This window comes from Streptococcus sp. 32226D021BW, assembly GCF_053545015.1.
Genome location: NZ_JBPPVC010000013.1, coordinates 24718 through 43223, shown reverse-complemented (window position 1 = coordinate 43223; position 18506 = coordinate 24718). Strand labels below are relative to the sequence as shown.

General features: G+C 44.4%; 21 protein-coding genes and 1 riboswitch. Of the genes, 18 read left to right on the top strand and 3 right to left on the bottom strand.

All coding sequences use genetic code 11. The features are described from left to right. Positions 1–101 precede the first annotated feature (101 nt). A complete protein-coding gene (gene rpoC / locus ACEE44_RS08540; RefSeq protein ID WP_449171927.1) occupies positions 102–3749 on the top strand; it encodes a DNA-directed RNA polymerase subunit beta' in 3648 nt (1215 codons plus the stop codon). 148 nt (positions 3750–3897) lie between these two features. Beyond that, positions 3898–4263, top strand: coding sequence for a DUF1033 family protein (locus ACEE44_RS08535; protein ID WP_449171926.1), 366 nt, complete (start codon positions 3898–3900; stop codon positions 4261–4263). Between the two features lie 34 nt (positions 4264–4297). Here ACEE44_RS08535 and ACEE44_RS08530 read toward each other — a convergent pair whose 3' ends face one another. After that, on the bottom strand, positions 4298–5248 hold the full coding sequence (locus ACEE44_RS08530; RefSeq protein ID WP_449171925.1) for a S66 family peptidase: 951 nt from the start codon (positions 5246–5248) through the stop codon (positions 4298–4300). A gap of 85 nt (positions 5249–5333) precedes the next feature. On the opposite strand from ACEE44_RS08530, the gene comGA reads away from it, so the two are divergent. From comGA to ACEE44_RS08475, 11 genes are all read left to right on the top strand, one after another. Then, a complete protein-coding gene (gene comGA / locus ACEE44_RS08525) occupies positions 5334–6284 on the top strand; it encodes a competence type IV pilus ATPase ComGA (RefSeq protein WP_449171924.1) in 951 nt (316 codons plus the stop codon). Then, complete coding sequence (comGB, locus tag ACEE44_RS08520; protein WP_449171923.1) at positions 6196–7233, top strand: competence type IV pilus assembly protein ComGB; 1038 nt, start codon at positions 6196–6198, stop codon at positions 7231–7233. The genes comGA and comGB overlap by 89 nt, the downstream gene beginning before the upstream one ends. 2 nt (positions 7234–7235) lie before the next feature. Beyond that, on the top strand, positions 7236–7517 hold the full coding sequence (comGC, locus tag ACEE44_RS08515) for a competence type IV pilus major pilin ComGC (RefSeq protein ID WP_449171922.1): 282 nt from the start codon (positions 7236–7238) through the stop codon (positions 7515–7517). After that, positions 7498–7905 carry a competence type IV pilus minor pilin ComGD gene (gene comGD, locus ACEE44_RS08510; RefSeq protein ID WP_449171921.1) on the top strand — a complete coding sequence of 136 codons (408 nt, stop codon included), beginning with the start codon at positions 7498–7500 and terminating at the stop codon, positions 7903–7905. Before comGC ends, comGD begins: the two co-directional genes overlap by 20 nt. After that, positions 7877–8170 (top strand): competence type IV pilus minor pilin ComGE, encoded by a 294-nt coding sequence (comGE, locus tag ACEE44_RS08505; RefSeq protein WP_449171920.1) that lies wholly within the window; start codon positions 7877–7879, stop codon positions 8168–8170. The genes comGD and comGE overlap by 29 nt, the downstream gene beginning before the upstream one ends. Further along, entirely contained in the window at positions 8157–8591 is a 435-nt protein-coding gene (comGF, locus tag ACEE44_RS08500; protein WP_449171919.1) for a competence type IV pilus minor pilin ComGF, read from the top strand. Before comGE ends, comGF begins: the two co-directional genes overlap by 14 nt. Further along, entirely contained in the window at positions 8569–9087 is a 519-nt protein-coding gene (comGG, locus tag ACEE44_RS08495; protein ID WP_449171918.1) for a competence type IV pilus minor pilin ComGG, read from the top strand. The genes comGF and comGG overlap by 23 nt, the downstream gene beginning before the upstream one ends. 53 nt (positions 9088–9140) lie before the next feature. Next, a complete protein-coding gene (locus tag ACEE44_RS08490) occupies positions 9141–10118 on the top strand; it encodes a class I SAM-dependent methyltransferase (RefSeq protein ID WP_449171917.1) in 978 nt (325 codons plus the stop codon). Between the two features lie 25 nt (positions 10119–10143). Beyond that, positions 10144–11331 (top strand): acetate kinase, encoded by a 1188-nt coding sequence (locus ACEE44_RS08485; protein WP_449171916.1) that lies wholly within the window; start codon positions 10144–10146, stop codon positions 11329–11331. 239 nt (positions 11332–11570) lie between these two features. Then, a riboswitch (THF riboswitch) is annotated at positions 11571–11715 on the top strand. Positions 11716–11759: 44 nt separating this feature from the next. Then, a complete protein-coding gene (locus tag ACEE44_RS08480) occupies positions 11760–12311 on the top strand; it encodes a folate family ECF transporter S component (protein WP_449171915.1) in 552 nt (183 codons plus the stop codon). Positions 12312–12365: 54 nt separating this feature from the next. Next, the gene (locus ACEE44_RS08475) at positions 12366–13622 is read left to right on the top strand and encodes a bifunctional folylpolyglutamate synthase/dihydrofolate synthase (protein WP_449171914.1); all 1257 of its coding nucleotides are present in this window, start codon (positions 12366–12368) and stop codon (positions 13620–13622) included. A 44-nt stretch (positions 13623–13666) separates the two neighbouring features. Here ACEE44_RS08475 and pepA read toward each other — a convergent pair whose 3' ends face one another. Further along, positions 13667–14728, bottom strand: coding sequence for a glutamyl aminopeptidase (gene pepA / locus ACEE44_RS08470; protein ID WP_449171913.1), 1062 nt, complete (start codon positions 14726–14728; stop codon positions 13667–13669). Positions 14729–14874: 146 nt separating this feature from the next. On the opposite strand from pepA, the gene ACEE44_RS08465 reads away from it, so the two are divergent. From ACEE44_RS08465 to ytpR, 4 genes are read left to right on the top strand one after another with little or no spacing between them, the layout of a single operon-like run. After that, entirely contained in the window at positions 14875–15159 is a 285-nt protein-coding gene (locus tag ACEE44_RS08465) for a DUF4651 domain-containing protein (protein WP_449171912.1), read from the top strand. Beyond that, positions 15156–15476, top strand: a complete 321-nt coding sequence (locus tag ACEE44_RS08460; RefSeq protein WP_449171911.1) for a thioredoxin family protein — start codon at positions 15156–15158, stop codon at positions 15474–15476. The genes ACEE44_RS08465 and ACEE44_RS08460 overlap by 4 nt, the downstream gene beginning before the upstream one ends. Before the next feature lie 44 nt (positions 15477–15520). Next, positions 15521–16483 (top strand): DUF1002 domain-containing protein, encoded by a 963-nt coding sequence (locus tag ACEE44_RS08455; RefSeq protein WP_449171910.1) that lies wholly within the window; start codon positions 15521–15523, stop codon positions 16481–16483. Between the two features lie 18 nt (positions 16484–16501). Next, positions 16502–17125, top strand: a complete 624-nt coding sequence (gene ytpR, locus ACEE44_RS08450; RefSeq protein ID WP_449171909.1) for a YtpR family tRNA-binding protein — start codon at positions 16502–16504, stop codon at positions 17123–17125. A gap of 34 nt (positions 17126–17159) precedes the next feature. Here the strand turns inward: ytpR and ACEE44_RS08445 are convergent, their stop codons facing one another. Then, positions 17160–17939 carry a DUF2785 domain-containing protein gene (locus tag ACEE44_RS08445; RefSeq protein WP_449171908.1) on the bottom strand — a complete coding sequence of 260 codons (780 nt, stop codon included), beginning with the start codon at positions 17937–17939 and terminating at the stop codon, positions 17160–17162. A 54-nt stretch (positions 17940–17993) separates the two neighbouring features. On the opposite strand from ACEE44_RS08445, the gene ACEE44_RS08440 reads away from it, so the two are divergent. Next, the gene (locus tag ACEE44_RS08440; protein ID WP_024383180.1) at positions 17994–18389 is read left to right on the top strand and encodes a single-stranded DNA-binding protein; all 396 of its coding nucleotides are present in this window, start codon (positions 17994–17996) and stop codon (positions 18387–18389) included. Positions 18390–18506: the final 117 nt, after the last annotated feature.

Genomic DNA, 18506 nt, shown 5'->3' with positions numbered 1-18506 from the left:
TTATAGAAAAATAGCTTACCAGCTATCCATTCTGCTGATTATTGTTCAAGAATTTGAGGTGTGGAAATCCAGCCTCTCACAAGAAAAGAAAGGGATTATTAGTGGTTGACGTAAATCGATTTAAAAGTATGCAAATCACGTTAGCTTCACCAAGTAAGGTCCGTTCATGGTCTTACGGTGAGGTTAAAAAACCTGAAACAATCAACTATCGTACACTTAAACCAGAACGTGATGGACTCTTTGACGAAGTCATCTTTGGTCCAACAAAAGACTGGGAGTGTTCATGTGGTAAATACAAGCGTATCCGTTATAAAGGGATTACTTGTGACCGCTGTGGTGTTGAAGTAACTCGTGCAAAAGTCCGTCGTGAACGTATGGGACACATTGAGTTGAAAGCACCAATTTCACACATTTGGTATTTCAAAGGTATTCCAAGTCGTATGGGCTTGACCTTAGATATGAGCCCACGTGCGCTTGAAGAAGTTATCTACTTCGCAGCTTACGTGGTGATTGATCCGAAAGATACACCGCTTGAGCACAAGTCAATCATGACAGAACGCGAATACCGTGAGCGTTTGCGTGAATATGGCTATGGTTCATTCGTTGCCAAAATGGGTGCAGAAGCCATTCAAGACCTCTTGAAGCAAGTGGATCTTCCAAAAGAAATCGCAGCTCTTAAAGAAGAATTGAAAACAGCTTCTGGTCAAAAACGCATTAAAGCAGTTCGCCGTTTGGATGTACTCGATGCCTTCTATAAATCTGGTAACAAGCCTGAGTGGATGATTCTCAACATCCTTCCAGTTATTCCACCAGATTTGCGTCCAATGGTTCAGTTGGATGGTGGTCGTTTTGCCGCGTCTGACTTGAACGAACTCTACCGCCGTGTTATTAACCGGAACAACCGTTTGGCTCGCCTCTTGGAACTTAACGCTCCAGGTATCATTGTACAAAACGAAAAACGGATGCTTCAAGAAGCTGTGGATGCTTTGATTGACAACGGTCGCCGAGGTCGTCCAATTACAGGACCAGGTAGCCGTCCACTTAAATCACTCAGCCACATGCTTAAGGGTAAGCAAGGACGTTTCCGTCAAAACTTGCTTGGTAAGCGTGTTGACTTCTCAGGACGTTCCGTTATCGCCGTTGGTCCAACGCTTAAAATGTACCAATGTGGTGTGCCCCGCGAAATGGCGATCGAGCTCTTCAAACCGTTTGTCATGCGCGAAATCGTTGCCCGTGATATTGCTGGTAACGTCAAAGCTGCAAAACGTTTGATTGAACGTGGGGATGATCGTATCTGGGATATCTTGGAAGAAGTGATCAAAGAACACCCAGTTCTTTTGAACCGCGCCCCTACCCTTCACCGTTTGGGTATCCAGGCCTTTGAGCCAGTTCTAATTGACGGTAAAGCCCTTCGTTTGCACCCGCTTGTCTGTGAAGCCTACAACGCCGACTTCGACGGTGACCAGATGGCCATTCACGTTCCATTGTCAGAAGAAGCACAAGCAGAAGCACGTATCCTTATGCTTGCGGCAGAACACATCCTTAACCCTAAAGATGGTAAGCCAGTTGTAACACCGTCTCAGGATATGGTTTTGGGTAACTACTACTTGACCATGGAAGATGCTGGTCGTGAAGGTGAAGGTATGGTCTTCAAGGATGCGGATGAGGCTGTTATGGCTTACCGCAATGGCTATGTTCACTTGCATACTCGTGTAGGTATTGCAACGGATAGCCTCGATAAACCTTGGAAAGACAACCAAAAACACAAGATTATGATGACAACTGTCGGAAAAATCTTGTTTAACGCGATTATGCCTGAAGGACTTCCTTACTTGCAAGAGCCAAACAACGCTAACTTGACAGAAGGAACTCCTGATAAATACTTCTTGGAACCAGGTGCAGATATCAAGGCTGCCATTGCAGAATTGCCAATCAACCCACCGTTCAAGAAGAAAAATCTCGGTAACATCATCGCTGAAATCTTCAAGCGTTTCCGTACAACTGAAACATCAGCCCTTCTTGACCGTTTGAAAGACTTGGGTTACTATCACTCAACACTTGCTGGTTTGACAGTGGGTATTGCCGATATCCCTGTTATCGACAACAAGGCTGAAATTATTGAAGAATCTCACGAACGTGTAGAACAAATCAAGAAACAATTCCGTCGTGGTATGATTACAGACGACGAGCGTTACACAGCGGTTACAGATGAGTGGCGTTCAGCTAAGGAAAAATTGGAAAAACGCCTGGTTGAAAAACAAGATCCGAAGAACCCAATCGTTATGATGATGGACTCTGGTGCCCGTGGTAACATTTCCAACTTCTCCCAGTTGGCCGGTATGCGTGGTCTGATGTCTGCTCCGAACGGACGTATCATGGAATTGCCGATCTTGTCTAACTTCCGTGAAGGTCTTTCTGTATTGGAAATGTTCTTCTCAACTCACGGAGCCCGTAAGGGTATGACGGATACGGCCTTGAAGACAGCCGACTCAGGTTACTTGACTCGTCGTTTGGTTGACGTTGCCCAAGACGTTATTATCCGTGAAGACGACTGTGGAACAGACCGTGGTCTTGATATCCGTTCGATCACAGATGGCAAGGAAATGATCGAGCCACTTGAAGAGCGTTTACAAGGTCGTTACACTAAGAAAACTGTTAAACATCCTGAAACGGGTGCCGTTATCATTGGTCCAAATCAATTGATTACGGAAGATATTGCCCGTGAAATTGTCAATGCAGGTGTTGAACAAGTAACCATCCGTAGCGTATTTACATGTAATACTCGTCACGGTGTCTGCCGTCATTGTTACGGTATCAACTTGGCAACAGGTGATGCGGTTGAAGTGGGTGAAGCAGTTGGTACAATTGCAGCCCAATCAATCGGTGAACCTGGTACACAGCTTACAATGCGTACCTTCCACACGGGTGGTGTAGCCTCAAACAGCGATATTACGCAGGGTCTTCCTCGTGTCCAAGAGATCTTTGAAGCCCGTAATCCGAAAGGGGAAGCGGTTATCACTGAGGTTAAAGGTGAAGTTACAGCGATCGAAGAAGATGCTTCTACTCGTACCAAGAAAGTCTTTGTTAAAGGTGTGACTGGCGAAGGCGAATATGTGGTTCCATTTACAGCCCGTATGAAGGTTGAAGTTGGTGACCAAGTTGCGCGTGGCGCAGCCCTTACCGAAGGTTCTATCCAACCAAAACGCTTGCTCGAAGTCCGTGATGTCTTGGCGGTTGAAACTTACCTTCTTTCTGAAGTTCAAAAAGTTTACCGTAGTCAGGGTGTAGAAATCGGCGACAAGCACATTGAGGTAATGGTTCGTCAAATGCTTCGTAAAGTTCGTGTCATGGATCCAGGTGACACAGATCTTCTCATGGGTACCCTCATGGATATCACAGACTTTACAGATGCCAATGCTGAAGTAGTTATTGCTGGTGGCATTCCGGCAACAGCTCGTCCAGTTCTTATGGGTATCACTAAGGCTTCCCTTGAAACCAACTCATTCTTGTCTGCCGCATCCTTCCAGGAAACAACACGTGTCCTTACAGATGCAGCCATTCGTGGTAAACGTGATAACCTTCTCGGTTTGAAAGAGAATGTTATTATCGGTAAGATTATCCCAGCAGGTACAGGTATGGCCCGCTACCGTAATCTTGAACCACAAGCCATCAATGAAGTTGAAATCATTGAAGACACAGTAGCTGAAGAGCTTGCTGCAGAAGCAAATCTCGAAGCTGTAACTGAATAAGATTTGAGACACATCTCTTTCTGAGGGATGTGTTTTCTTTTGTTCAAAAGTAAAACGCTTACGCAATTTGATCAGGAATTAACAAGCAGAATGTTTTCTTAAATCAGACGAATTCGGTATAATGTGTACGAAAAAGGAAGTATGTGTTATGTATCAAGTAATTAAAATGTATGGAGATTTTGAGCCCTGGTGGTTTTTAGATGGTTGGGAAGAAGATATTGTTAGTAAGGTAGCCTTTGATCGCTATGAAGATGCCTTAAAAGCATTTCAGAAGGAATGGGTACGATTGTCAGAAAAGTTCCCTAAAAAGCAGAGTAAAAATGGCACAATGGTGGCTTTTTGGGATGAGTCAGAACAGCATTGGTGTGAGGAATGTGATGAATACTTACAACGGTATCATTCGTTGATGTTGGTAGAAGCGAGGGAAAATTTACCGGCTGGTTTTATTAAGCAACCTACGCAACCTCGTATGCGCCCCTGCAAATTAAAACAAACTAATTGCGTAAATGAATAATAAAAGAGGATTGACCTTTGCGAGTCAATCCTTTTTAGCTGAATGTGATAGAAAATGCTTCCGCATCAAGCTCAACATGCCCGCCAATCCGAATGGTAAAGAGTGGCTGGGTATGGGCAAAGTCCAAATCGTAGAGCACAGGAACTTTTTTGAGAATAGGGTGCTTGTCCAAAATTGCTAACAAAATCTTCTCGGTCATCTTGGTTTCCTTAGGAAAACGCCCGAAGACAAGAGCTTGTGGATTTGGATAGGCTTGTAGAAGAGCTGTTAAATGACGAGCGATAATCAGGTAATCATCGTCTTCCGCCTCCTCTAAAAATAGGATATACTTGTCCGGTTTGGGAGCAAACTCGGTCCCAGTCAGCAGGTTGAGGGTTGAGATGTTTCCGCCGATGGCAATGCCAGAGGTCTGACCTGGATTGTAGACTTTCCATTCTGTTGGGTAAAAGGTGCGAGGGGCGTCTGGTAGGTACCAAGCATCACTAGACCATTCAGGGCTCGGAGTCAGGTCAAAGGAATCTTGTGTCACAGCTTTGAGCCAGGCTTCTGTCTGATACTCTTGGGCTTGCACCATTTTGAAACTTGAATAAGCTGGCCCCATGTAGGTTGGTATGCCTGTCTTGGCGTAGATGGCATTGAGTAAGGCGGTCGTATCCGAATAACCACAGAAAATTTTCGGATTTTGTACAATCAAATCAAAATCCAGATAAGGCAGCAGTTCGTTAGAGTTGAAACCGCCAATTGTTGTCAAAATGGCATCGACCGACTCATCCGCAAAAGCCGCCTCCAAGTCCGCAACACGACTGGTAATCGGAGCTGAATCGAAGATGTCGTTTTCAAAATAATGCTCAGAAAAGGAGAGTTTGAAGCCAAGTTCCTCTAGTCTTTCCTTGGCAGCAAGATTGGCCTCGAATCCACCAATTCTTTCAATAGACGAAGAAGGGCTGACTACGCGTATGTGGTCGCCTTTTTTTAAATTTTTCATAGGAACCTCCAAGATTTTTTATTATTTTAACAAAAAAGAATGGAAAATCAAGTTTCCTTGCGAATAGATAGGGTGAGGAGGTTTTATGATACAAGAAAAAGCAAGAAAGTTGATTGAAAAGGCGGTGGCGGATAGGGTCAGTGACATTTATCTGGTTCCTCGTGGTCAGGACTACCAAGTCTACCATCGCATCATGGACGAGCGGGAATTTGTGCAAGACTTGGCTGAGGAGGAAGTAACAGCCATCATCAGCCATTTCAAGTTTTTAGCAGGATTAAATGTTGGTGAAAAACGCCGTAGCCAGCAGGGTTCCTGTGACTATGAATATGGTAGCGGAGAGATTTCACTTCGCTTATCAACTGTCGGAGATTATCGTGGCAAGGAAAGTCTGGTTATCCGCCTGCTCTATGACAATGACAAGGAACTCAAGTTCTGGTTTGAGGCGGCCGAGAGGCTTGCAGAAGAAATCAAGGGACGAGGGCTCTACCTTTTTTCGGGTCCAGTCGGCTCTGGTAAGACCACGCTTATGTACCATCTTGCCAGGCTGAAATTCCCAGACAAGCAGATTTTGACCATCGAAGATCCAGTCGAAATCAAACAGGAGGACATGCTGCAACTCCAGCTCAATGAAGCCATCGGAGCCACCTACGATAATCTGATCAAACTGTCCCTCCGTCATCGACCGGACCTGCTCATCATCGGTGAGATTCGGGATGCGGAAACGGCACGGGCGGTCATTAGGGCCAGTCTGACAGGAGCGACGGTCTTCTCAACGGTACACGCAAGGTCTATTTCGGGTGTCTATGCCCGTATGTTGGAATTGGGGGTCAGTCCTGAGGAACTAAACAATGCCCTTCAAGGGATTGCCTATCAACGATTGATTGGGGGAGGAGGTGTAGTGGATTTTGCAAAAGGAAATTACAAAAACCATTCCGCAGACCAGTGGAATGAACAAATTGATCGCCTTTTTGCAGCAGGACATATCAGTCTTCGGCAGGCAGAAACAGAAAAAATTACCCTTGGCGCGCCAGCGTAAGGTCATTGAGCTGTTTAACAATCTCTTTGCAAGTGGTTTTCATCTGGGGGAGATTGTTGATTTCCTCAAGCGTAGTCAGCTTTTGGCAGATCCTTACACCCAGGTCTTATCGGATGGCCTTCTTGCAGGAAAGCCATTTTCAAGCTTATTAGCGGATTTGCGATTTTCAGATGCGGTGGTCACACAGGTGGCTTTGGCAGAAGTTCACGGCAATACCAGTTTGAGTTTGAGCCATATCCAGTCCTATCTGGATAACGTCAGCAAGGTTCGTAAAAAACTGATTGAGGTGGCAACCTATCCAGTTATCTTGCTTGGTTTTCTGCTTTTGATTATGCTGGGTTTGAAAAATTACCTTCTGCCCCAGTTGGAGGAAGGCAATGCTGCGACCATGCTGATTAATCATCTACCAACCATCTTTTTATCCCTAAGTGGACTTAGTTTGGTAGCGGTCTTGGCTGGTATGGTTTGGTTTCGCAAAACTAGCAAAATCAAGGCATTTTCCCGCTTGGCAGCTCTGCCATTTTTCGGAAAACTCATCCAAACCTATCTGACGGCCTATTACGCTAGGGAGTGGGGAAGTTTGATTGGGCAAGGTTTGGACCTGCCGCAGATTGTGGGATTGATGCAAGAGCAGCAGTCGCAGCTCTTTCGGGAGATTGGGCAGGACCTGGAGCAGTCGCTCTCAAATGGTCGTAGTTTTGACGAACACATCAAGACCTACGCCTTTTTTAAGCGGGAGTTGAGTTTGATTGTCGAGTACGGTCAGGTCAAGTCCAAGTTGGGGAGCGAACTGACAGTCTATGCAGCTGAGTGTTGGGAGGAATTTTTCTCTCGGGTCAATAGAGCCATGCAGCTAATCCAACCGCTGGTCTTTCTCTTTGTGGCCTTAATGGTCGTTCTTATCTACGCAGCCATGTTGCTGCCAATTTATCAAAATATGGAGTTATAAAAATGAAAAAATTGTTGAAATTAAAAAAGAAAGCTTTCACTCTGGTGGAAATGTTAGTCGTTTTGGGCATTATTAGTCTGCTCTTGCTTCTATTTGTGCCAAATTTGAGCCAGCAGAAGGATGCCATTCAGAAGAAAGGGGATGCAGCTGTCGTCAAGGTAGTGGAAAGCCAGATGGAGCTCTATGAACTGGAACATGACAAGGAAGCAACGGTGGCAGACTTGCAGGCAGCTGGCTATATTACTGAAAAACAAGCGGAGCAGTATGCTAAGGCGAAAAAATAAGGCTTTCACGCTTTTGGAAAGTCTACTGACCTTATTTGTTATCAGTTTTTTATCAGTTTCTTTTTCGGGAACGGTGCAAACGGCCTTTCAGTCAGTTCAGGAAGAAATTTTTCTCTGGGAATTTGAGGCTATCTATAAAGACAGCCAGAAATTGGCTGCTAGTTCTCACCAGTCAGTTAGCCTGACTATCGGCGAGCAAGAAGTGGCAAATGGTCATCAGATGGTGAAATTACCTAGAAGTGTAGAAGTATTAGAAGGGAAGACCATCACATTTGAAGAAAATGGAGGAAATTCCTCGCTGTCTAAAATTCGATTTAGGCTTAGTCGAAAGACTGTCACGTATCAATTATATATAGGGAGTGGTCGCTATAAGAAAACAGAAGAATAAGGCTTATATTTTGCTAGAAAGTCTGGTTGCCCTTGCGACTCTAGTGACCATTTGCAGCTTGATTTTATCAGCGGTGGATGCAGGTCGCAGGCGACAGGCTTGGGAATTGGAACAACAGGAAGTTCTCAATCTAGCACAGATGGCCGTGCAGGCCGAGCAAGATAAGCTAGCCTTAAACGGAGTTGCAGTTCAAGTTCAGCGAACAGTGGATAAGATTGTTGTTTTCCACGAGGGAAAGGAGGTTCTGTCGATTGTTAAAAAGTAAGGTTCTTGCTTTTACCCTATTGGAATGCTTGGTGGCTTTAATCATCCTATCAGGCAGCCTCTTGATTTTTGAAGGCTTATCCAAATTACTGGTCCAAGAAGCACATTACCAAGGTCAGACCGTTCAAAAGGAATGGTTGGTCTTTTCTAGCCAGTTGCGGTCGGAATTGGACCAGTCGGAATTGGTCAAGGTTGAAAATGGCAAGGTCTATGTCAATAAGGATGGGCAAGCGTTAGCCTTTGGCAAGTCACGTTCGGATGATTTTCGGAAAACAAATGACAGGGGACAGGGCTACCAGCCCATGCTCTATCAGCTGGATAGCGCAGCCATTTCCCAAGAAAACCAGCTAGTGCGCATCGACTTTAGCTTTAAAAATGGAGAGGAGCGGACCTTTATCTATGCTTTTAAAGAAAAAAGTTAAGGCTGGCATCCTACTCTATGCCCTTTTGATGCTGGCGGTTTTTAGTCTCTTGCTTCAGTTTTATCTCCACCGCCAAGAGGCTGAGAGTCGCTTGGTACAGGTGGCAAGGCAAGAAACGACTGCCTACATCATGGCTCAGATGGTCTTGGACAAGGTCGAAGAGGAATTGCAAGAGCGTGAAGCGATTGCCAAGAAGGTAGCAAGTCAAACAGATGAAATGAAGGAAGATGCCATGGCTGCTAGCCAAACTGTCGATGAAAAGGAGAAAAAGGAGGAACAACCAACTAGAGGAAGTCAAGAAACGGCTGAAAAACCAGCTCAAACTAGTTCTGAGCAAAGTAAACCAATAGAAGATAAGGGGACGGTCACTTTTCAGGAGGGTCAGGCAAACTATCATGTTAAAGACAAGCAAGTAAGGATTATCGTAGCATTAGGGAATGGAGGATCCTATCACTATCAATTTCCGGTCAAAATTGTACCCGAGGGGAGTGGCTAACTACTACTTCCCTTTTGAGTGCAAAGTTGGTGAATTTTTGATAAGATAAGAGTATGAATTTTGAGAAGATTGAACAGGCTTACGACCTGCTATTAGAAAACGTACAGACTATTCAAAACCAACTAGGCACCAATATCTATGATGCCATGATTGAGCAAAACGCAGCCTATCTGGCTGGTCAGCACGACACGGATTTGATTGTCCGCAACAATCAGACTTTGAAAAATCTAGATCTGACCAAGGAAGAATGGCGTCGAGCCTTTCAATTCCTGCTCATCAAGGCCAATCAGACTGAGCCTATGCAGTACAATCACCAGTTTACACCGGATTCTATTGGTTTTATTTTATCATTCTTGGTCGATCAACTAGTATCTACTCCTAAAGTAACAGTCTTGGAGATTGGCTCAGGAACAGGCAATTTGGCGCAGACCATTCTCAATGCCAGTCAGAAAGACTTGGACTATCTGGGGATTGAAGTAGACGATCTCTTGATTGATTTATCAGCTAGCATGGCAGATGTTATGCAGGCAGAGATTTCTTTTGCCCAGGGCGATGCGGTACGTCCGCAGATTTTGAAGGAAAGTCAAGTCATTGTAGCGGATCTGCCAATCGGGTACTATCCAGACGACCAGATTGCCAGTCGTTATCAGGTGGCTAGCCAGACAGAACATACCTACTCCCACCATCTGCTCATGGAACAGTCCCTCAAATATCTGGAAAAAGATGGCTTTGCTATTCTCTTGGCTCCAAATGATTTGTTGACTAGTCCGCAAAGCGATTTACTGAAAGCCTGGTTACAGGAGCAAGCCAATATTGTTGCCATGATTGCCCTGCCACCAAATCTCTTTGGGAAGGCTGCTATGGCCAAGTCTATTTTTGTTTTGCAAAAGAAAGCAGCTAGACCTTTAGCGCCGTTTGTTTATCCCTTACAAAGTCTTCAAGAACCAGAAGCTATTCAGAAGTTCATGCTCAATTTCAAAAATTGGAAGCAAGAAAATGCAATTTATGTAAAAATCTGTTATACTAAATAGGAAAACGCTTTTAAAGGGGAATACTATGTCAAAAACAATTGCGATTAATGCAGGTAGCTCAAGTTTAAAATGGCAATTATATCAGATGCCAGAAGAAACTGTCTTAGCAAAAGGGATTGTTGAGCGTATCGGCTTGAAGGATTCAATTGTCACAGTAAAATTTGGTGATCAGAAAGCTGAACAGGTTTTGGATATTGCTGATCATGTTCAAGCAGTAAAAATCTTGTTGGAAGACTTGCTCAAACACAATATTATTGCCGATTTCTCAGAAATTACAGGTGTCGGTCACCGCGTGGTTGCTGGTGGTGAAATTTTCAAGGATTCTGTTGTAATTACGGATGAAGTCTTGAAGCAGATTGAAGATCTTTCTAGCCTTGCTCCACTTCACAACCCAGCCAATGCTGCTGGTATTCGTGCCTTCAAGGACATCTTGCCTGAAGTGACAAGTGTGGCTGTCTTTGATACGGCCTTCCATTCGACAATGCCAGAGGTAGCTTACCGTTACCCAATCGCAAACAAGTACTATGAGGAAAACCAAGTTCGTAAGTACGGAGCTCACGGAACATCACACTTCTATGTTTCACGTGAAGCAGCCAAATTATTGGGCAAACCATTGGAAGAAACAAAAGTGATTACTGCTCACATCGGAAATGGTATTTCAATTTCAGCAATTGAAGGTGGCAAATCTGTTGATACCTCAATGGGCTTCACACCGCTTGCAGGTCCAATGATGGGAACTCGTTCAGGTGATATTGATCCAGCCATCATCCCTTACTTGATTGAAAATGTAGAGGAATTAAAAGATGCTGCAGATGTGATCAATGTCTTAAACAAGCAGTCTGGTATTCTTGGGATTGCAGAGAAATCAAGCGATATGCGTGATATTGAAGCTGGAGTGGCTGCAGGTGATGAAAAATGTACCTTGGCCTTCAATATGCTTGTCAACCGTCTACAAAAATTCATTGGTCAATACTTCGCAGTTTTGAATGGTGCAGATGCTCTTGTCTTTACAGCAGGTATCGGAGAGAACTCTGTCAAGGTTCGTGAGGCAGTTGTCGCGGGCTTGACATGGTTCGGTATGGAATTGGATCCAGAGAAGAATGTTTTTGGCAATAGCGGCGACATTTCAACAGCAGACTCACGAGTAAAAGTCTTAGTGATTCCAACAGATGAAGAGTTGGTTATCGCGCGTGATGTAGAACGTTTGAAATAATCAGAAATGAAAAGGTCAGTACTGAGTGCTGGCCTTTTATAGTTGAATGAAGTAGCCTTTAGACAAGTAATTGAGGCCAGGTTGCTAAAACAGCCAAGAGTTTGACAAGCCGAAAATAACGATGGATATAAGTTAAATTTAATGACGATACCTATAATTTTTTCAAATAATCTGCCATAGGTAGAAGCGATTGGTCAGTCTAGAAGAATTATGGTACAATAGTCAGGCAAAGAAATTTGCACAGAGTAGATGGTTTGCGTCAAGTGTATGTGGATGGGATGTTGCCACATAACGAAGCTGATCTTTGCTTGCATCTGATGTCTCCTAGAGTAGGAACATTGGTCCTGGCTGAGAGTAGCGCGGTAAATCATTGCATCCGCTGTCGAATACACACGACAGCTCCATTTTTTGAAAAAGGAGCATTTTTTATGGAAAAGAAAATTCCAAAACTAACGGTGCAGTTGTTGGCTGCTATTGCGATGACCCTTGCCTTGGTCATGATTGTGGAGAACTATTTCTCTATTCGGATTTCTGATACTTTACAGGTTCAGTTTACCTTCATTCCCAATACTATTTTGGGAGCTATTGCCGGTCCTGTTTGGGCGGCTGTCTTTGCGGCTATTTCAGACCCAATATTTGTCTTGTTTAGTGGGCAAACTGTCCTCTTCACTTGGATTTTGATTGAGGCAGTATCGGCTTTTATCTACGGCTGGTTTTTTTATCGAAAACCGCTAGACACCAAGAACAAGGCTGATTGGCTCTATGTTGCAGGGGTTGTTGTCTTGATTCAGGTTGTGATTTCCTTTATCATGACACCGATTGCCCTCCATTTCCATTTTGGAACACCTTGGATTGTTCTGTATAGCAGTCGTTTCATAAAAGCTATTTTTGAAATTCCATTACGCATTGTCGTGACTATGCTTGTCTTACCAATTTTACAAAAAATACCTGAATTGGCTAAGTTAATGGGCCTTAAATAAAACAGTATCAAGCAACAGGTCATCCCTCCTGTTGCTTTTTATAGAGAGGGAATCATGAATTATCAAGAAATTCGCCGGTGGCTATCTAGTCGTCCTGCATCAGATTTAGAAAATGGCGTTGCACGTGTCAACTGGATTTTGGAACGCTTGGACAATCCCCAGCTTCAAATTCCGACTATTCACTTCGTAGGTACAAATGGCAAGGGCTCGACCCTCAACGCCTTACAGTCTATCTTACGGTCTTCGGATTACACCGTCGGTCGCTTTACATCACCGTCTATCATTGATTTTCGAGAGCAGATTGTCTACCAGCAGGAGATGATTTCGGAGGAGGATTTTGCGAGGATTGTGACAGATTTGCAGCCTTTGATTGAAGACTTGGACCAGACGGCTGGACTGGATGCCATCTCGGAGTTTGAGATTGTAGTAGTTGCTATGTTTGTCTACTTTGCCCACTACCAGCGTCCTGATATTCTCTTGGTGGAGGCAGGCATGGGCGGTTTGCAGGATGCGACTAACGTTCTTTCTCCTTTAGCGGTAGTTTGCCCCTCCATCGGCTTGGACCATCAGGCATTTTTGGGAGAGACTCACGCTGCCATAGCTCGTCACAAGGTCGCCGTCTTGCGTGAGGGGGTTCCGCTCGTCTATGCGACCGATTTGCAAGAAGTGGTGGCAGTTTTTGAGGAGCAGGCTCGTCAGCTTCAGAGTCAGACCTATGCGGTGGGGCGGGAGATTCTTTTGGAAAATAGCAGAGCAGGTTTTGCGGTTTCAAGCACCTTCGGCCGTGTTGAGGATTTAAGGCTACAGATGCAGGGACGTCACCAGGAGGTCAATGCAGCCTTGGCAGTGACAACAGCTCAGCTCATTAAACCTCATTTTCCAAAGATTACCAATGAAACCATCCGCCAGGGCTTGTCCCAAGCCATCTGGCCGGGCCGCTTAGAGTTGATTAGACCTAATCTCATGATTGACGGAGCCCACAATAATGAAAGTATCGCTGTCCTGACCCAGCTCTTGGAAGAAAAGTATGCTGACAGGGATATTGAAATCCTCTTTGCAGCCATCAATACCAAGCCTGTGGACCAGATGTTGTCTCAACTTAGCAAATTTGGACCTGTTAGCGTTACGACTTTTGACGATTTTCGGGCGGTGAAGCTGGAGGACTATCCAGCATGTTATGAACGAGTTCAGACCTATCAGGAGTGGTTGGAGCGGGCGGACTTGGACAATTCCAAAAAACTCTACCTGATTACGGGGTCGCTTTACTTTATTACCTATGTGAGGAAGTACATTTTAGAGGAAATTTTATAGAAAAAAGGCTTTGCCGGGCATTCTACCTAGCAAAGTCTTTTGTTTTAATAGTTTTTAATCAAATCAACTGTTGAGCGGTCTAGTTTTTTAACGATAGCCTGCAGGAAGGCTTGAGCTTCTAAAAAGTCATCCATATTGTAGAGGGTTTGGTGAGAATGGATGTAGCGAGCGCAGACACCGATGGTTGTTGATGGAACACCATGATTTTTCAAATGGGCTGCACCGGCATCTGTTCCACCTTTACCGCAGTAGTATTGATATTTAATACCAGCTTCCTCAGCAGTTGTGAGGAGGAAGTCTTTCATATTTTTTAACATGATATGTCCAGGATCGTAGAAACGAAGCAGAGTACCGTCTCCGATTTTTCCTTGGTCGCCATAAATATCTCCAGCTGGCGAGCAATCAACAGCGAGGAAAATGTCTGGATTGAACTTGGTTGTAGAGGCATGAGCACCACGAAGACCAACCTCTTCTTGCACATTGGCCCCAGCAATCAACTGATTTGGCAATGCTTGACCGGATAGGCTTTCCAGTAATTCAGTCACCATAAGGACACCGAAGCGGTTGTCCCAAGCCTTAGAAATAACATTTTTTCCGTTGGCTGTTAGAATGGTTTCATTTTTGGGAACGAGGACATCCCCCGGACGAACACCGAAAGCCCAGGCTTCGTCATAATTTGCAAAACCAGCATCGAAAATAATATCAGCTATGGCAGGCATGCTAGGAGCGTTAGCCCCCCGTGAAAGGTGAGGTGGTACTGAGCCTGAGATGGCTGGAATGGTACGACCGTCCTGCAACTGAAGGGTGAAGGCTTGGCTAGAAACAACCAGAGGATTCCAGCCACCTAGCTCAACAACACGGAAAGTACCGTCAGGTTTGATTTGGCTAATCATAAAGCCAACTTCATCCATATGTGCGGCCACTAGGATACGAGGAGCATTTTCAACAGCCGTATCCTTGATGCCAAAAATTCCACCTAGTCCATCTGTATCGATGCGGTCTACATACGGTGTGATTTTTTGGCGGATATGGTTGCGGACTTGTCCTTCAAATCCTGGTAAACTTTGCAATTCAGTTACTTCTTTAATTTTTTCAAAAAGAGTCATTCTTCTTCCTCCATGACATGATTACTACTATTTTATCACGAAGAGCTAGACTTGTCCTACTATTATGTCAAAAGGATCTTCTCAGCTGTCACAAGTCCAATGGCATTTTTGGGAAAAATCCGGGGAAATATGATAAAATAGTCAACATGAAAAAGAAAAAGACAGCCTTGCTAGCAGGCTTATTGGGGGTAGGTGTGCTCACCGCTAGTGCTCAATTTTACCGTAAAATCCAGGAAGACCGTAAAAAAGCACAGGCCTTGCAGGAGGTGCGTGACTTTTTCGCTGATTTAGGAGAGATTGCCACGGTCTATGTGGATGAAACAGCCTCAAATCAAGACACTCTCATTGGAGGAGTTGTGATGGAGGCAGGACAGGTGTTTTTATTTGAAAATACCAAAGGCTCTATTCAATACAGGGAGGAAGAAAGATGATTTTTCCAACAAATCTTGAAGAAGTGGCTGCCTTGATTGAAGATGGCAAGCCAACCGTTTTTCTATATGTGACGACTTGGTGTGGAGACTGCCACTATATCAAACCGCATTTGCCAGCTATCGAAGAGGCTTTTCCGGATTTCCGTTTTGTGCAACTGGATCGAGATGACTTTATGCCTTTGGCGCAGGAATGGGCTATTTTAGGCATTCCAAGTCTGGTTGTTTTGGAAAATGGTAAGGAAATCGGTCGCTTTGTCGATAAGAATCGCAAGACCAAGGAAGAAATCATGAACTTCTTATCTGGACTGGGTAGATAAATTAGCAGAGAAGCTCTGCCATTTCCCAAAAGAAAGGAAAGAACATGAAGAAATCACTAGGAAAAATCCTGCTAGCACCTGTGGTGCTGGGCTTGAGTTTGAATTTGAATTTAGCTCAGCAGGTTCAAGCAGAAATTCAGACAGATGTCATCAATGAAAAATGGGGGAAGCCAACACTGGTTTATGGTGGCGGTTTGTCAGATACGCAGGCGACGGAGGTCAACAGTTTATTTGGTATTTCGGATATCGCTAATGTCAGTCGTCAGGTTGTTGTCGGTGCCGATATGGATCAGTTTTTAGGTACATCTGGAGCGGACACAGCCTCCCTCTATTCATCTGTCTTGGTGCAAAAGCAGGACGCTGGCAAAGGGGTTGTGGTGGATATTAAGACGCCACAGAACATCACCTTGATTACCGAAACGCAGTATGCCAATGCGGCTATTACAGCTGGTGCGACAGATGTCTTGATTGATGTAGCTTCTCCAATTCAGGTAACGGGGGAGTCTGCTCTGACAGGTGTTTACAAGGCTCTTGCAGCCAATGGTGAAACAGTTGACCCAGCCCGAACTGAAGTAGCTCAACAAGAATTAACAACTGTCAATGAAGTAGCGACAGCCCATGCGGGTGACGCCAATTTTGATAGTTCAGCCTTGGATAAGGCAGTAGCAGAAATCAAGACAGCTCTTTCGGATTACAAGCAATCCAATGGTCAGGTGGCTTCAGAGGCTGACATCAACACCATCATCAATGATGTTTTGGCCCAAAACGGTTTGGGAAATGTCATCACAGCAGATGAAATTTCTAAGCTAGTCACATTTGCCAAAGCCTATCAGGAAACCTCTGCCATTGATTCGGCGGAAGTGGCTGCCCAGCTCAACCAGTTCAAGCAACAGGCGGAGAAACAAATTTCAGAAGCCTATAAGAATTTACAAGATTCAGGGATTTTAGAAAAAATCGGTGCCTTCTTTGAAAATCTATGGAAGGGCCTGACCGGTCTATTTGCATAAAGGAGAAATGAAAAAGAAATGATTTTTACATATAACAAAGAACAGGTCGGCGATGTCCTCATGGTCATCGTTGCAGAAGACAAGGGACAAGCTGTCCAGTTTGAACGTACGGGTCAAGTGGCGCGTGTTTTCCTAGAGGAAACAGGAAAAACAGTGGCCTGGAATATTTTTGAAGCATCAAGTTTGGTTGAACTTGATGGAAATGGTCAAGTTTTCTTGACAGACGAGCAAGTTGCGACCTTGAATGCGGTTTTAGCAGAAGAAGGTTTTACTGAAAGCTTGGTTAACGACAATGCTCCAAAGTTCGTAGTCGGTCAGATTGCGGAATTGGTTCTTCATCCAGACAGCGACCACCTCAATATCTGTCAGGTCAATGTTGGTGACAAAACAGTGCAAATCGTAGCTGGTGCCCCAAATGCTGCCCAAGGATTGAAAACTATTGTGGCTCTTCCGGGGGCAATGATGCCGAGCGGTAGCCTGATTTTCCCAGGGAAGTTGCGTGGTGAAGATAGCTTTGGTATGATGTGTAGTCCGCGTGAATTGGCTCTGCCAAACGCACCACAAGTTCGTGGTATTATCGAATTAGACGACTCCGCAGTGGTCGGAGAGGCCTTTGATCCAGCTAAACACTGGAAGGGATAGAAAAAGAAGAATTGGTCGATTTTGGCCAATTCTTTTATGCTGTTTCAATTCTATTTTCAATAGCCTGTCCGATTTCTTCGGTCAAGGCCTGTTGTGATTTGAGTTGGAAGTAAAGACTAGACAGAAAATGTTGGAGATTGAGCCACCGGAAGTAGTCTACTGGTTCTTGATTTGGAAAGTCCAGCTTGCTAATCCATTCCGTCAGCTCTTGGCTGGTTACTTTTTCATTCAGTAGTAAATACACAGGAATTTGTGCCAGACGGATTTCCTCGCCAGCTGAGAAAACTTTACTTTGTCTGGTCAGACAAGTGACAATAGTTTGACAGACTGCTTTGCTTTTTTCAGCGGGAAATTGATCATGACAGCTTGCGGCCAGAAGAAAATCTGCTCCGTGGGCAACGGTATGGATCCAACCGAGTTTTTCATCGTAGCCAGACCAGTCATTTTCAATCGCCAAATAATCCAAGGCCTGCTGGAAGAGTAGCTCACGGTCGTTAGTGCTTAAAAATGCATGATAAATAGACTCTGGCTCATTATCGACAGACAGCAACAGACAGTAAAGTAAGCAAGTAAAACTTCGCTTTAGTGTGGAACTTTCTAGGGAAAGAGGATTGGTTTCTTGAGAGAATTGTAGCAGCGACTGTGCTTGCTCCCTTGTGACCAAGCCCTCCAAAAAGATGTGGCAAAAACTAGCATAAACCAGTTCGTCGCGTATAGCAGGATCAGGATGACCGATGTTTTCCAGCAACCAAGCCAGTTCGGCATTGGTATATGGTTGGGAGGTCTGTATCTTTTCCATCAAAAATTCTTTCATGATTTTCGCTCCTTTTCTAATCCTTCTACGAATAAATAAGTAGGAGGATATAAAATGTATAATAAAGTTATTGTAATCGGTCGCTTGACGGCCCAACCTGAACTCACTCAAACACCAACTGGCAAAAATTTGACTCGTGTTACTGTTGCAGTTAATCGACGATTTAAGACAGAAAATGGTGAGCGTGAAGCAGATTTTCTCAATGTCATTTTCTGGGGCAAACTGGCGGAAACACTTGTCTCCTATGGTAGCAAGGGTAGTCTGATTTCTATTGATGGTGAGTTGCGAACGCGAAAATACGAAAAAGACGGTAGCAATCATTATGTGACTGAAATCTTAGGACAATCCTTCCAGCTGCTCGAAAGTCGGGCCCAACGTGCCATGCGTGAAAATAACACAGGCGATGACCTAGCTGACTTGGTTTTGGAAGAGGAGGAATTACCGTTTTAATGTAATATCCGTCTCAAGACCGATGGAGTGTATTGAAAAATAGGCTATACTATAGTCAATCCTAAATATTTTTCATATCTCCTTAAAAAACGCTGACGAAAGGTGACTTCCAATAGG

Coding starts and splice junctions, on each gene's coding strand:
- ACEE44_RS08535 (WP_449171926.1), top strand. CDS start 3,898: ATGTATCAAGTAATTAAAATGTATGGAGATTTTGAGCCCTGGTGGTTT.
- ACEE44_RS08530 (WP_449171925.1), bottom strand. CDS start 5,248: ATGAAAAATTTAAAAAAAGGCGACCACATACGCGTAGTCAGCCCTTCT.
- comGA (WP_449171924.1), top strand. CDS start 5,334: ATGATACAAGAAAAAGCAAGAAAGTTGATTGAAAAGGCGGTGGCGGAT.
- comGB (WP_449171923.1), top strand. CDS start 6,196: ATGAACAAATTGATCGCCTTTTTGCAGCAGGACATATCAGTCTTCGGC.
- comGC (WP_449171922.1), top strand. CDS start 7,236: ATGAAAAAATTGTTGAAATTAAAAAAGAAAGCTTTCACTCTGGTGGAA.
- comGD (WP_449171921.1), top strand. CDS start 7,498: ATGCTAAGGCGAAAAAATAAGGCTTTCACGCTTTTGGAAAGTCTACTG.
- comGG (WP_449171918.1), top strand. CDS start 8,569: ATGCTTTTAAAGAAAAAAGTTAAGGCTGGCATCCTACTCTATGCCCTT.
- ACEE44_RS08490 (WP_449171917.1), top strand. CDS start 9,141: ATGAATTTTGAGAAGATTGAACAGGCTTACGACCTGCTATTAGAAAAC.
- ACEE44_RS08485 (WP_449171916.1), top strand. CDS start 10,144: ATGTCAAAAACAATTGCGATTAATGCAGGTAGCTCAAGTTTAAAATGG.
- ACEE44_RS08480 (WP_449171915.1), top strand. CDS start 11,760: ATGGAAAAGAAAATTCCAAAACTAACGGTGCAGTTGTTGGCTGCTATT.
- ACEE44_RS08475 (WP_449171914.1), top strand. CDS start 12,366: ATGAATTATCAAGAAATTCGCCGGTGGCTATCTAGTCGTCCTGCATCA.
- pepA (WP_449171913.1), bottom strand. CDS start 14,728: ATGACTCTTTTTGAAAAAATTAAAGAAGTAACTGAATTGCAAAGTTTA.
- ACEE44_RS08465 (WP_449171912.1), top strand. CDS start 14,875: ATGAAAAAGAAAAAGACAGCCTTGCTAGCAGGCTTATTGGGGGTAGGT.
- ACEE44_RS08460 (WP_449171911.1), top strand. CDS start 15,156: ATGATTTTTCCAACAAATCTTGAAGAAGTGGCTGCCTTGATTGAAGAT.
- ACEE44_RS08455 (WP_449171910.1), top strand. CDS start 15,521: ATGAAGAAATCACTAGGAAAAATCCTGCTAGCACCTGTGGTGCTGGGC.
- ytpR (WP_449171909.1), top strand. CDS start 16,502: ATGATTTTTACATATAACAAAGAACAGGTCGGCGATGTCCTCATGGTC.
- ACEE44_RS08445 (WP_449171908.1), bottom strand. CDS start 17,939: ATGAAAGAATTTTTGATGGAAAAGATACAGACCTCCCAACCATATACC.
- ACEE44_RS08440 (WP_024383180.1), top strand. CDS start 17,994: ATGTATAATAAAGTTATTGTAATCGGTCGCTTGACGGCCCAACCTGAA.